The 12,962-nt window shown below is 62.4% G+C and carries 12 protein-coding genes; 9 read left to right on the top strand and 3 right to left on the bottom strand.

The annotated features are described in order from the left end of the window. The 3 genes from moaB to CHB75_RS03985 all read left to right on the top strand — a co-directional run bounded on the left by moaB (position 1) and on the right by CHB75_RS03985 (position 5,484). Positions 1-543, top strand: coding sequence for a molybdenum cofactor biosynthesis protein B (gene moaB / locus CHB75_RS03975; RefSeq protein ID WP_089269219.1), 543 nt, complete (start codon positions 1-3; stop codon positions 541-543). A gap of 90 nt (positions 544-633) precedes the next feature. After that, positions 634-2,109 (top strand): efflux RND transporter periplasmic adaptor subunit, encoded by a 1,476-nt coding sequence (locus tag CHB75_RS03980; RefSeq protein WP_089269220.1) that lies wholly within the window; start codon positions 634-636, stop codon positions 2,107-2,109. Between the two features lie 3 nt (positions 2,110-2,112). Next, on the top strand, positions 2,113-5,484 hold the full coding sequence (locus CHB75_RS03985; RefSeq protein WP_089269221.1) for an efflux RND transporter permease subunit: 3,372 nt from the start codon (positions 2,113-2,115) through the stop codon (positions 5,482-5,484). Positions 5,485-5,489: 5 nt separating this feature from the next. Here the strand turns inward: CHB75_RS03985 and CHB75_RS03990 are convergent, their stop codons facing one another. Further along, on the bottom strand, positions 5,490-6,293 hold the full coding sequence (locus tag CHB75_RS03990) for a protein-disulfide reductase DsbD domain-containing protein (protein ID WP_089269222.1): 804 nt from the start codon (positions 6,291-6,293) through the stop codon (positions 5,490-5,492). Between the two features lie 142 nt (positions 6,294-6,435). Between CHB75_RS03990 and CHB75_RS03995 the strand changes: the two genes are divergently transcribed. From CHB75_RS03995 to CHB75_RS04015, 5 genes are all read left to right on the top strand, one after another. Continuing rightward, positions 6,436-7,008 (top strand): YqgE/AlgH family protein, encoded by a 573-nt coding sequence (locus tag CHB75_RS03995; RefSeq protein ID WP_089269223.1) that lies wholly within the window; start codon positions 6,436-6,438, stop codon positions 7,006-7,008. Between the two features lie 130 nt (positions 7,009-7,138). After that, the gene (locus tag CHB75_RS04000) at positions 7,139-8,854 is read left to right on the top strand and encodes an acyl-CoA dehydrogenase family protein (protein ID WP_089269224.1); all 1,716 of its coding nucleotides are present in this window, start codon (positions 7,139-7,141) and stop codon (positions 8,852-8,854) included. 16 nt (positions 8,855-8,870) lie between these two features. Further along, positions 8,871-9,911, top strand: a complete 1,041-nt coding sequence (locus CHB75_RS04005; RefSeq protein ID WP_089269322.1) for an MBL fold metallo-hydrolase — start codon at positions 8,871-8,873, stop codon at positions 9,909-9,911. A gap of 200 nt (positions 9,912-10,111) precedes the next feature. Then, complete coding sequence (locus CHB75_RS04010; protein WP_089269225.1) at positions 10,112-10,246, top strand: aa3-type cytochrome c oxidase subunit IV; 135 nt, start codon at positions 10,112-10,114, stop codon at positions 10,244-10,246. A 35-nt stretch (positions 10,247-10,281) separates the two neighbouring features. Beyond that, positions 10,282-10,947, top strand: coding sequence for a hypothetical protein (locus tag CHB75_RS04015; RefSeq protein ID WP_089269226.1), 666 nt, complete (start codon positions 10,282-10,284; stop codon positions 10,945-10,947). Here CHB75_RS04015 and CHB75_RS04020 read toward each other — a convergent pair. Then, positions 10,932-11,258: an AzlD domain-containing protein gene (locus tag CHB75_RS04020; RefSeq protein ID WP_089269227.1), complete on the bottom strand. Its 327-nt coding sequence runs from the start codon at positions 11,256-11,258 to the stop codon at positions 10,932-10,934. The genes CHB75_RS04015 and CHB75_RS04020 overlap by 16 nt on opposite strands. Next, the gene (locus CHB75_RS04025) at positions 11,255-11,968 is read right to left on the bottom strand and encodes an AzlC family ABC transporter permease (RefSeq protein ID WP_089269228.1); all 714 of its coding nucleotides are present in this window, start codon (positions 11,966-11,968) and stop codon (positions 11,255-11,257) included. Before CHB75_RS04025 ends, CHB75_RS04020 begins: the two co-directional genes overlap by 4 nt. A gap of 50 nt (positions 11,969-12,018) precedes the next feature. Here CHB75_RS04025 and CHB75_RS04030 point away from each other — a divergent pair, with 50 nt between their 5' ends. Then, on the top strand, positions 12,019-12,909 hold the full coding sequence (locus CHB75_RS04030; protein ID WP_089269229.1) for a formate dehydrogenase accessory sulfurtransferase FdhD: 891 nt from the start codon (positions 12,019-12,021) through the stop codon (positions 12,907-12,909). Positions 12,910-12,962: the final 53 nt, after the last annotated feature.

Here is a 12,962-nt window from a genome sequence, read left to right on the forward strand (position 1 = left end):
ATGAGCCGTATCGACGACACCCGTGATTTCCTGCCCGTGCGTATCGCCGTCCTGACGGTGAGCGATACGCGGGACGCAACGCAGGACCGGTCCGGCGACACTTTGGTAGAGCGTCTGACTCAGGCCGGGCACATCCTAGCAGAGCGCGCAATCCTGCGTGATGAGCGGGACGAAATTGCGGCGCAGTTGCGTGCCTGGTGCGCCGATCCGGGAATCGACGTGGTGATCTCGACCGGCGGGACTGGCCTTACGGGCCGTGACGTGACGGTCGAGGCACATCGCGATGTTTATGAGAAAGAGATCGATGCCTTTGGTACCGTCTTTACCATCGTATCGATGCAAAAGATCGGCACGAGCGCGGTACAGAGCCGCGCCACCGGAGGTGTGGCCAACGGCACCTACCTCTTTGCCCTGCCCGGCAGCCCGGGCGCCTGCAAGGATGCCTGGGACGAAATTCTGGTCAAGCAGCTCGACTACCGCCACAAGCCCTGCAACTTTGTCGAAATATTACCGCGCCTCGACGAACATCAGCGACGGAAATAATCTCGCCGTACGTATGACCTGTTACGTGGTCGTGGCTTGGCAGGCTCCGCGCCGCCGCTAACTGTAGTTTCTGACAGGAAAAGGGGAGCCATGCGGTTTCTGAGACAGAGCCTGACGGGATTGTTTCTGGCGTCGCTGACGCTGGGCCTTTTGGTCTATGCGGGTGCGCTGGTGCGCGATGCGGTACAGGTGCGCATGTCGGCGGAACCCCGTGTGCCACAGAACCGCGAGCGGGTTTTTGCGGTCAACACGGTTCGCGCCGAAGCTGGCGAGGTTGTGCCGGTTCTGACCGCCTTTGGTCAGATCCAAAGCCGCCGGACGCTGGAGTTGCGCGCTGCGGCGAGCGGGCGGCTGATTGATCTGGATCCCGATTTCGAAGAGGGCGGTGAGGTGATCAGTGGCCAGCTTCTTGCCCGGGTCGATCCGGCAGAGGCGCAGGCCGAGCTGGACCGGGCAGCCAGCGACGTTCTGGATGCCGAGGCAGAGACCCGCGAAGCCGCCCGCGCTCTTGACCTTGCGAGGGATGATCTTGCCGCTGCCGAAGAACAGGCACGTTTGTATGAGCGGCAGTTTCAGCGTCAGGTCGACCTGAAAAAGATGGGCGCAGGCACGGATACGGCTGCCGATTCTGCGGAACTGTCGGCGTCTACCGCGCGCGGTGCCGTTTTGACCCGACGAAAGTCCCTGGCCGAGGCAGAGGCGCGTGTTGATCAGGCCGTGACGACCCTGTCGCGTGCCGAAATCGCGCGGACCGAAGCGCAGCGCCTGTTGGCTGATACAGAGATCCGCGCCGGATTTGACGGCACCCTGAGCGAAGTGAGCGTGATTGAGGGGCGGCTTGTTTCGGCCAACGAACAGCTTGCTCAGTTGATCGACGCGAAGTCGCTTGAGGTGGTGTTCAGTGTGTCGACCCAGCAATACACCCGGCTTCTGGACGCCGACGGTCGGCTGCGTGACGCGCCTGTGACCGCGACGCTGGACGTCTTTGGCACCAACCTTGTGGCGCAGGGCAGATTGACCCGCGAAAGCGCCGCGGTGGGCGAGGGGCAGACAGGGCGGCAGTTGTTTGCGCGGTTGGATATGGCGCGCGGCTTCAAACCCGGTGATTTTGTCACCGTGACCATCGATGAGGCCCCGCTGCAAAATGTGGCGCGCCTGCCGTCTTCGGCCCTGAGTGCGGCGAACGATGTGCTGGTGCTGGGGGCGGGTGACCGGCTTGAGGCGCTTGAGGTGCAGTTGCTGCGGCGTCAGGGCGATGATGTTCTGGTGCGTGCAGCCGCATTGGAGGGGCGTGATGTTGTGGCGGAACGCACGCCACTGCTGGGTGCCGGGATCAAGGTGCGCGCGCTGGTACCAGCGGGTGCCGTGCCGGTGCCAGAGGCGAAGGCAGAGCCAGAGGCTGAGATGCTGGAGTTGAGCGAAGAGCGGCGTGCGCGACTTGTCGCCTTTGTCGAAGGTAACGGCAGGATGCCGGATGAGGCCAAGCAACGCATCCTTGCGCAGCTGAACGAACCGCAGGTGCCCGCACAGGTGGTTGAACGCCTCGAATCGCGGATCGGGGGATAGCGCGTGACGGGCGGCATCCTGAGCTATTTCACCCGGCATCGGACACTGGCCAATCTGCTGTTGGTGCTGATGCTGACGGCGGGCGCTTTGGCGTTGCCGAATATGCGGGCGCAGTTTTTCCCCGATGTCGTCGTCGATGACATCGACGTTTCCGTAAGCTGGGAAGGTGCCGGGGCCACGGATGTGGATTCGGCCATTGTGCAGGTGCTGGAACCCGCCCTGCTGGCTGTCGCCGGTGTCGACAACGCCGAATCCCAGTCGCGCGAAGGCCGCGCCAGCATCGCGCTGGAGTTCGAGCCGAACTGGGACATGGCCCGGGCGGCCGCCGATGTGCAATCCGCCGTCGATGCCGTGTCCAGCCTGCCGGACGAGGCTGACGCGCCAGAGGTTTCGCGCGGGTCGTGGTATGACCGTGTGACGGATCTGGTGATCACCGGGCCGCTGGCGCCGGACCAGCTGGCGCGCTTTGCCGACGAGTTGGTGGCGCGGCTGTTTGCCGATGGTGTCACACGCACGACCATCCGTGGCCTTGCGGCACCGCAGGTTATGGTCGAGGTGCCAAGCGCCAACCTGATCGCCTATGACGTGACCCTGCGCGAAATCGCCGATGTCATCGCCGCCGAGGTGGATGCGGACCCGGCAGGCGATGTGAGTGGCGCAAATGCCCGGGTCCGCACCGGGGTCGAAAAACGGTCTGCCGAACAGATCGGCGGCATTGTGTTACGTTCCAACGCCGATGGATCGACCGTGACTCTGGCTGACGTGGCCCGCCTGCGGGTCGAGGGGATTGACCGCGAGCGGACGTATTTTGTGGGCGATAACCCGGCAATTTCGATCCGGGTGGACCGGACGGCACAGGGCGATGCGATCGGCATCCAGCATCAGGTGGAACGGATCGCGGCCGAGATGCAGCAATCGCTGCCCGAGGGTGTGACCATTGACCTGATCCGCACCCGCGCCGAAGAGATTACCGGGCGGCTGGATATCCTTCTGGAAAACGGGCTTAGCGGGCTGATCCTTGTGGTGGTGCTGCTGTTCCTGTTCCTGAACGCGCGCATTGCATTCTGGGTGGCGGCGGGGATTCCGACGGCGATGCTGGCGGCGATTGCGCTGATGTATACCTTTGGCATCACCTTCAACATGATCTCGCTTTTCGCGCTAATCATCACGCTGGGTATCGTTGTCGATGACGCCATCGTGGTGGGCGAACATGCCGACCATCTGTCGCGCCGGGGCATGTCGCCGGTCGAGGCGTCGGAAACGGCGGCAAAGCGTATGGCGCTGCCGGTGTTCTGTGCCACGCTGACCACTGTGATCGCCTTTTTCGGCCTTGTGGTCGTGGGCGGGCGGTTCGGGGATCTGATCAAGGACATCCCCTTTACCGTGATCACGGTATTGCTGGCGTCGCTGGTGGAATGCTTTCTGATCCTGCCCAACCACATGTCCCACGCCATTGCACATTCGGCAAAGGAACATTGGTACGACCTGCCGTCGCGGCTGGTAAATCGCGGCTTTCGCTGGGTCCGGGACGGGGTGTTCCGGTCGCTGATGGCCGGGGTGGTGATGTTCCGCTATGCGGTGCTTGCCGGGGTGCTGGTTCTGCTGGCGTCGCAGGTGGCGCTGCTGATCCGGGGTGATGTGCAATGGCGGTTCTTCAACGCACCTGAACAGGCCTCGGTCACCGGGAATTTCGCCATGGCGCCGGGGGCGACGCGGGCCGACAGCATCGCGATGATGCAGGAAATGCAGCGCGCGACCGAAGCCCTGGGGCAGGAGTACGCCGAAAAATACGGCAACAATCCCATCGCCTATGTCATCGCCGAGATCGGTGGCAATGCCGGGCGCGGCATGGCGGGAACCGAGAGCAAGGACGCCGATCAGCTTGGGTCGATCTCCATCGAATTGATCGCGGCGGACCTGCGCCCCTACTCCAGCTTTGCCTTCGTCGGCGCGCTGCAGGACGCGGTGGTGCCGCATCCAATGTCGGAAACGGTCAGCTTTCGGGGCATGCGTTCGGGTCCTGGCGGCGATGCGCTGGATGTGCAGTTCTACGGTGCCAGTGCCGAAGTGCTGAAATCGGCATCAGAGGCGCTCAAGACCGCGCTGGCACGCTTTCCCGAGGTGTCGGCGGTCGAGGATAATCTTGCCTATGATAAAGAGGAGCTGATCCTTGATCTCACAGCGCATGGGCAGGCGCTTGGTTTCGACATCGATAGCCTGGGGGCTACGTTGCGCAACCGTCTGAACGGCATCGAGGCTGCGACCTATCCCGATGGGCCACGTTCAGCCGCGATCCGGGTCGAATTGCCCGACGGTGAACTGACGGCGGATTTTCTGGAACGCATGATGCTGCGCACCCCTGATGGCGCCTATGTGCTGCTGGCCGATATTGTCGAGGTGAGCCGCGCCACCGGATTTTCCACCGTGCGCCGGGAAAACGGCATCCGCCTGATTTCCGTGACCGGGGACATATCCGAAGATGACCCCGCCCGCGCCACAGAGATCATGCAGGTGCTGGAGCAGGAAATCCTGCCACAGATCGCCGCGCAGAAGCAGGTGGAGTATCGCCTGTCCGGCCTGTCCGAACAGGAGGATGCCTTTCTTGGCGATGCGCTGACCGGGCTGATCCTTGTGCTGCTGGGGATTTATCTGGTGCTGGCTTGGGTCTTTGCCAGTTGGACGCGGCCGCTGGTGGTGATGGCGATCATTCCATTCGGCCTTGTCGGCACCATCTATGGCCACGCGCTGTGGGATGTACCGCTAAGCATGTTCACGGTGGTCGGGCTGCTGGGCATGACCGGGATCATCATCAACGATTCCATCGTGCTGGTGACAACGATCGATGAATACGGCGCGACGCGGGGCGTGGTGCCCGCGATCATCGATGGCGCCGCAGACCGGCTGCGGCCTGTGATGCTGACCACGTTGACCACCGTTCTGGGCCTTGCGCCGCTGCTGTACGAAGGGTCGGCGGATGCGCAATTCCTCAAGCCGACGGTGATCACTTTGGTCTACGGGCTGGGCTTCGGCATGGTGCTGGTGCTGCTGGTGGTGCCCGCGCTGATCGCGGTGCAGCAGGACATGGCGCGCCAGATCACGGCGCTGCGGCGCGGGTTACGGTTTCGGGACGGCAGTGTGCGGGGCGTGATGCTGGGCGCTGCGGTGCTGATGGCGGGCTGGATGGCGGTGACGCTGGGTTGGGCTGCCGTGACCGGAGATCTGCCAGCGACACTGCGCTTTGATCTGGTCGAGTCGATGGGCGCACTGCAGGGGGCCTTTGTGCTGTTCATCCTGGGCGCGGCAATCGTGTCATTGGCGGTCTATGCTGTGGCCGGGCTGGGGTATATCCTGCGGCGCAAACCTGCGAAAGGCTGATGCGCTCAGCCGTCGCACCCGATGATATCGACCGCGTGTCCCATGCTTAGCACGGTAATCCGAAGGCCGGAGCGATCCAGCGCAAAGGCGCTCCCCTCGACATGGGCCAGACGGGTTTCGCTGATCAGGTTGCCGTTGGCCGCGCGGTGTGTCTTTGGCTCGGCGATCCAGAGCAGCGGGTTCGAGGTTTCGATGACGGTTTCCTCGTCCGTCTTGCCGCGGGGCATGTCGATCTCGGTCCGCAGGGTCATGCCGCGGTCGTCCGCGCCAACCGTGCAGCGGACTGATTTCACTGATGCCTCGGCCCGCGAAAACGGCATATCCGCGAGCGCGCCCGCGATCATGGGATCGGGTTTGTCAGCAGCGGCGGGCAGGAGGGCGTTAACTTCAACCGTCTGAGGCACGCAGATATCGCTGCAGACACCAAGCTCGACAACACCGTGTAACCGCATGTCTGTGCCTGAGGTCCTGCCAGTCACTCGCAGCGGCAGCACCACCTCATGCGCGTAGCCGACCGAGCGCATGCCGCTTTGATAGAACACCTTGGGCGTTGGCCAGTTCACTCCAACGGCAGATACGTTGTCCGATCCCTGCCAACTGAATTCCGGGGGGATTCCGGCGTCGCCGGGGCTGCGCCAGTAGGTTTTCCATCCCGGGGCAAGGGTCAGGTGCAAAGCCGCCACATGGCTGCCGTCCGCCTGCCGCCAGCCGGGGCGCAGTTCGGCCCTGACAATGTTGTCCACGTCCTGGGCAAAGGCCGGGACGGGCAGAAGCAGGGCGCAGAGCAAGGCGGAAAGGGCATGTTTCATGACACCGACATGGCGATTATCCGCTGAAATGAAAAGTCACGTTCCGGCGAGACATCTGTGTGCGTGTCTAAAGGCGCACCCTTGCGCCACCGGACCCGGCGGTACATGTTGAACTCTGACCCGCAGGTAACAAGGCAGCGACATGTCCCAGCTCGATCCGACCGAACTGACTGGCAAGATGCTGATTGCCATGCCCGGCATGGCCGATCCACGCTTTGATCAGGCGGTCATTTTCCTGTGTGCCCATTCTGATGAGGGCGCAATGGGCCTGATCGTGAACAAACCGACTGCGGATGTGAGCCTGCGCATGCTGCTGGAACAGTTGTCGATAGAACCGGTCGCGGATGTGGAGGGCCAGCAGGTTCATTACGGTGGCCCGGTCGAGATCGGGCGCGGTTTTGTGTTGCATTCACCGGATTACGAATCGGTTGTGGCGACGCTTGAGGTCGATGAGCGGTTCCATATGACGGCGACTCTTGATGTGCTGGAAAGCATTGCACAGGGAGCGGGGCCCATCACGCGGCTGATGCTGCTTGGCTATGCCGGCTGGGGTCCCGGGCAGCTTGAGGGCGAGTTGGCGCAAAATGGATGGCTGATCTGCGATGCCACGCCCGACCTCGTGTTTAATGTCGCGGACGCCGACAAATGGGAGGCCGCGCTGAAATCCATCGGTGTATCGCCGCTGGCCCTGTCCTCCGAAGGCGGGCGGGCATGACTCCGGACAGGACTGTGACGCCGCGTTTCGGTTGAAGCCCTGCCGCTGTGGGGTCACTCTTCCAAAAAAGTCATGGCTCTGACGGCAACGCCATTTAGCAATTGCCGTGCCGGACGGATTGGAGAAACGAATGCCTTATCGCGCGCCCATTTCGGACTACCGTTTTTTGTTCGATCACATTGTGAATTTGAAACAAGTCACCACGACCGAAACCTTTGCAGAGGCCACGCCGGATGTGGTCGACGCGATCCTGACCGAGGCAGGTCGGATGTGCGAAGAGGTGCTTGCCCCGCTGCAACGTGCCGGAGACCTGCATCCTGCCACGCTCGAAAACGGGGTGGTGCGCAGTTCGCCCGGATTTTCCGATGGCTACCGTGCCATTGCTGAGGGCGGTTGGGTCGCGATTGCCGCGAGCCCCGATCATGGCGGCATGGGGCTGCCGATGGCGGTGACGACGGCTGTGAACGAAATGATGGCTTCGGCCTGCCTGTCGCTGCAGTTGAACCCGCTGATGACGCAGGGCCAGATCGAGGCGCTGGAACATCACGCCAGTGACGCGATCAAGGCGCTGTATCTGCCAAAGCTGATCACCGGCGAATGGGCCGGGACGATGAACCTGACCGAACCGCAGGCGGGCTCCGATGTCGGTGCGCTGCGCTCCAAGGCCGAGCCGAACGGGGACGGATCCTATGCCATTAGCGGGCAGAAGATCTTTATCTCCTGGGGTGACAACGATTTCACCGAAAATGTTTGCCATCTGGTGCTGGCGCGTCTGCCCGGCGCGGTCGAGGGAACCAAGGGGATTTCCTTGTTCCTTGTTCCCAAGTACCTGCCCGATGCCAACGGCGCACCCGGCAAGGCGAACGATCTGCGTGTGGTCAGCCTTGAACACAAGATGGGCCTGCACGGATCGCCCACGGCGGTGATGGAATACAGCGGGGCGACCGGCTGGCTGGTCGGACCCGAACATGGCGGGATGAAGTGCATGTTCACGATGATGAACAACGCGCGTCTGGGTGTCGGCGGGCAGGGCATCGGCGTGGCCGAGGGTGCGTATCAACACGCGCTGGCCTATGCGACAGACCGCAAGCAGGGCAAACCCCCCGCAAAGGGCACGTCGGGTGCCATCGTCGACCATGCGGATGTGCGCCGCATGCTCGCCACGATGAAGGCCGAGATTTTTGCCGCCCGCGCCATCGCCCTGTCCTGCGGTGTGGCCATCGACATGGCCAAGGCGACGGGAGAGGGCGAATGGGCCGCCCGTGCCGCGCTGCTCACTCCGATCACCAAAGCCTTTGGCACCGACACCGGGATTTCCGTTTCGGACATGGGGGTGCAGGTGCATGGCGGCATGGGCTTTATCGAAGAAACCGGCGCTGCGCAGTACAGCCGAGATGTGCGTGTCACGGCGATTTACGAAGGCACCAACGGTATTCAGTCGATGGACCTTGTGGCGCGCAAGATGATGGACGGCGGCGAGGCGGCCTTTGGACTGCTGGACGAAATCGAAGCCGAGACCGAAGCGGCCAAGGCCAGGCTGCCGGATCTGGCCATGCCGGTCTGGAATGCCGCCGAGACGTTGCGCGAAGCCGTAGAATGGCTGGTCGCCCAGGGTGACATGAGCACGCGCTTTGCCGGGGCGGTTCCGTTCCTGCGTGCCTTTGCCCGGGTTCTGGGGGCGCATTTCCACCTGCGCGCCGCAATGGCCGATCCAGATGGCGCCCGCGCGCGGCTTGCCCGATTCTATATCCTGCGGCTGCTGCCTGAACATCAGGGCTTGCTGGTACATGCGCGCGCCGGGGCCGAGGATCTTTATGCCGTCAGCGCCGACGATCTGGCAGCGTGATGGACAGATCAGATTGATGGACGGGGCGACAGGCCATATTCACTATCCCTGGGATGAAGTCCCGGGAGAGGGCGAGGCGATCGAGGTCGCGCCCGGTGTGCTGTGGCTGCGCCTGCCCCTGCCGATGAAGCTGGATCATGTCAACGTCTACGCGCTGGACGAGGGCGACAGCTGGACCGTGATCGACACCGGGTTCTATTCGACGCGCACCGTGCAGATTTGGGAATCCCTGATGGCCGGGCCGTTGCAGGGCCGCCCGGTGCGGCGGGTTCTGGTGACGCATCATCACCCTGATCACATGGGCATGGCGGGCTGGTTCCAGAAACATCACGGGGCCGAGTTGATCACCACGCGCACCGCCTGGCTGTTTGCGCGCATGTTGACCCTGGATGTGCAGAACCGCCCGACCGAAGAGACGATGACCTATTGGCGCCGCTGCGGAATGGACGCCGCGATTCTGTCCGCGCGGGCGGATGAGCGGCCCTTCAATTTTGCCGATGTGGTCTATCCGATGCCGCTGGGATTTACCCGGATCCGGCAGGGGGATGCGATCCGCATAGGCGGCCGCGACTGGGAGGTGCATATGGGCAACGGCCATTCGCCCGAACATGCCACACTCTGGTCCCGCGATGACAACCTCGTGCTGGCGGGCGATCAGATCCTGCCGTCGATAAGTTCCAACATCGGCGCCTACGCGACCGAGCCCGAGGCGGACCCGGTGGCAGACTGGCTAGAGGCTTGCGAGCGGCTGTCGGTGCTGGCGCGGCCGGATCAGTTGGTGCTGGGGGGGCACAAGTTGCCCTTTACCGGCCTGCCCCTGCGCATGCGCCAGCTGATCGACAACCATCACGGGGCGCTGGGGCGGCTTGAAAAACATCTGGTAACGCCGATGTCCGCGGGCGAATGTTTTGCGCCGCTGTTCAAGCGCCGGATCGGTGAGGCCGAATACGGACTGGCGCTGGTCGAGGCGATGGCACATTGCCTGCACCTCTGGCACGAGGGGCGGGCCGAGCGGAGCCTTCGCGAAGACGGGGCCTGGGTGTTTCAGGCAGTCTGATTCCTGAGGCGCTGCGCTTTCCCGCTGCAGCATCTGCGTTAGATCAATGTAAAGCTCCGAAAGGCGATCCTGCCCGTAGGGCTGCCTGTGAACCTTTGTTTAGTAGCAACCCGCGTCAGAATGCGCAGGACATGCATCGTGACAGGGGCCATTAAATGCGGTAACCAACGGCAAATGCGTAACAGTCGGGAATCTCGAAAATGGCAGAACATAAGCACGGCAGCATGGATATCACTGCACAGGAACAGGTCTTTTCCGGGTTCATAAGCTTTGTGACCAAGTCGGTCGTCGTGATCATTTGTTTGGTTGTGCTGCTGGCGATCTTCAACGCCTGAGGCCTGAAGGCGTCCTGCTTTTCGGGAGTTCTATTATGCGGCTGCGTGCCTGTGTGCTGGTCCTCGGGGCCGGCTTTGCCTTGGCCGGATGTGCCTCGAATACCTCCCCTATCGACGCTGCGCCTGATGTGGTGGCGCGGTCGGTCTATCGCCATGACGGGCCGCCGTCGCTGACCCTGTTTACAATGGTCAGCAACAGTTCCGGTGCGGGCGCACATTCCAGCATCATGGTCAATGCATCGCAACGGGTGATATTCGACCCCGCCGGGTCCGTGCGACATTCGGCAGTACCCGAGGTGCGTGACGTCCTTTACGGAATCACCCCCCGGATCGAAAAATTCTATGAAAGCGCCCACGCGCGAACCACCTATCACGTGGTGATTCAAGAGGTTGCGGTATCCGCTGCTGTTGCCGAAAAGGCTCTGGAGCTTGTGCAGGCACGGGGTCCTGTGGGGCAGATGTACTGCGCGCAAAGCACCTCTTCGATCCTGAATGATCTGCCGGGATTCGAGGGCATTCGCACGACGTTCTTTCCCAACGGCCTTGCCAAGCAGTTCGGTCGGCTTCCGGATGTCACGACCCGCGTGCTTTATGAAGACGACGATGACGACAAGCGCGTGGCGATAGAGCAGTTCAACGCAGCACAGGAAGAGGCGCGTGTCGCCGCACAGACACGAAATCAAAATCAGTTGAGCAGGTAGCCACCGGCGATCAGCACGAGCGCACCCGAGACCATCGCTGCGATCACGTTCTTGGTAAAATACCCGACGCCAAAGGTCACAGCCGCTGCAACAAGCCGCGTTGGTTCCGGCTGGCCACCATTGGCAGCAGGCCACAGGATAAGCGGCGCGATCAGTGCGGGCAGAACGGCCACTGCCGTATAGCGCAGATGGCGGAGCAGCCATGCAGGCAGCGCGCGGTTGCCGATAAATCCGAGAAAGACAAAGCGCAGGGCAAAGCTGCCGAAGCCGAGGCCCAGAATCACGGTCCAGAGGGTGGTGGTGTCGATCATGTCTTGCGCCTCGCCTCAAAGTAGATCTCGGCGCGTGCGCCGGCCATCATGCCGCTAACGCCGCCGACGATCAGTCCCAGATTATAAGGCAGCCACGCGAAGCCGAGCGCAAAGCAGGCGGCTGTGACGGCGGCGACTTTGTGCGCCGGGGTGCGCAGCATCGGGGCGATCATAGCCAGAAAGGCAACCGGCACCGCAAAGTCGAGCCCCAGTTCGGTCGGGATGGCCGCGCCCAGCCAGGCACCCAGCAGGGTGGCAAAATACCACGGCGGGCAGACAGGGGTGGCGAGGCCAAAGAAATATGCCGCCTTTTCCGAGATGCTCAGGTTCGGGCGCTTTTCGAATTCAAGCATCGAACCCGCATAGGTCTGATCCACCAGAAAGTACGAGATAAGCGCCCGTTGCCAGAGAGGCGTGGCGCCAAGGTGCGGCGTGAGCGACGCGGAATACATCGCCATGCGCAGGTTCACGGCCAATGCAGAGGCCAGTACCACGGCTGTGGGCGCATGTTCGTTCATCAAGCTCAGCGCCGTGAACTGTGCGGCACCGGCGATGACGACGACGCTGAAAGAAACGGTTTCCGTCAGGCTCAGTCCTGCTTCGGTCGCGACGACGCCGAAAAGCATCCCGAAGGGTAAGACCATGAGCAGAAACGGCAAGCCGTCCCGAAGCCCCCGTGCGTAGCTTGACATTGCCCGTCCACCCGCCATGACTGTCCCCTGATCCAGATGAATCCTGCCCTATCCAACCACCGGGAAAGATGCAATTGCCCCAGCCTAAAGACCTTGCCGATTATCTGATCGCGCCCAATCCAGCAGCGCTGCGCCTGACCCGCGCGGTCACCGGAACCGATCAGACCGGAGCAGAAATCACGCTGTCCGTGGTCGAAGAGCGGCCGCTGACGATCTTCCTCAACTCTCAGGAAATCGTGACGGCGATGACGATCGGGGACTACCCGGAATACCTCGCGCTTGGGTTTCTGCGCAATCAGGGGATGCTGAAGGACGGCGATGCCGTGACCGGAGTCGAGTATGACGAGGACCTTGAAGTGGTTGTCGTACGCACGGCGTCGCAGACCACCTTTGAGGAGAAGGTAAAGAAGAAGACCCGCACCAGCGGCTGCGCGGTGGGCACGGTCTTTGGCGACATGATGGAAGGGTTGGATCAGGTGCGCCTGCCGCCCGTTGAACTGCGCACGTCCTGGCTTTATGCGCTGGCGGCGAAGATCAACACAACGCCGTCGCTGTACCTTGAGGCGGGGGCGATCCATGGCACGGTATTGTGTCAGGGCGACCAGCCGCTGGTGTATATGGAAGATGTGGGCCGCCACAATGCGGTCGACAAGATCGCGGGCTGGATGTTCAAGCACGGGGTCGGGGCAGAGGACAAGATTTTGTATACGACCGGGCGACTGACCTCGGAAATGGTGATCAAGACCGCGCTGATGGGGATTCCCGTCCTAGCGTCACGGTCCGGTTTCACCGCCTGGGGGGTCGAGATTGCACGGCAGGTCGGACTGACCTGCATTGGCCGTATGCGCGGCCGACGATTTGTCTGTCTGAGCGGTGAGGATCGTCTGGTGCGCGACGTGGACCCGGAGACGGTGCCCGAAGAAGCACGCAAGGCCGGGCGCAAGGGGGCGAAAGCATGAGCGGGGACCAAATTTCTTTGGAAGAAATTTGCCAAGAAAATTCTGAATTTTCT

Source organism: Puniceibacterium sediminis (assembly GCF_900188035.1).
Lineage (GTDB): Bacteria > Pseudomonadota > Alphaproteobacteria > Rhodobacterales > Rhodobacteraceae > Puniceibacterium > Puniceibacterium sediminis.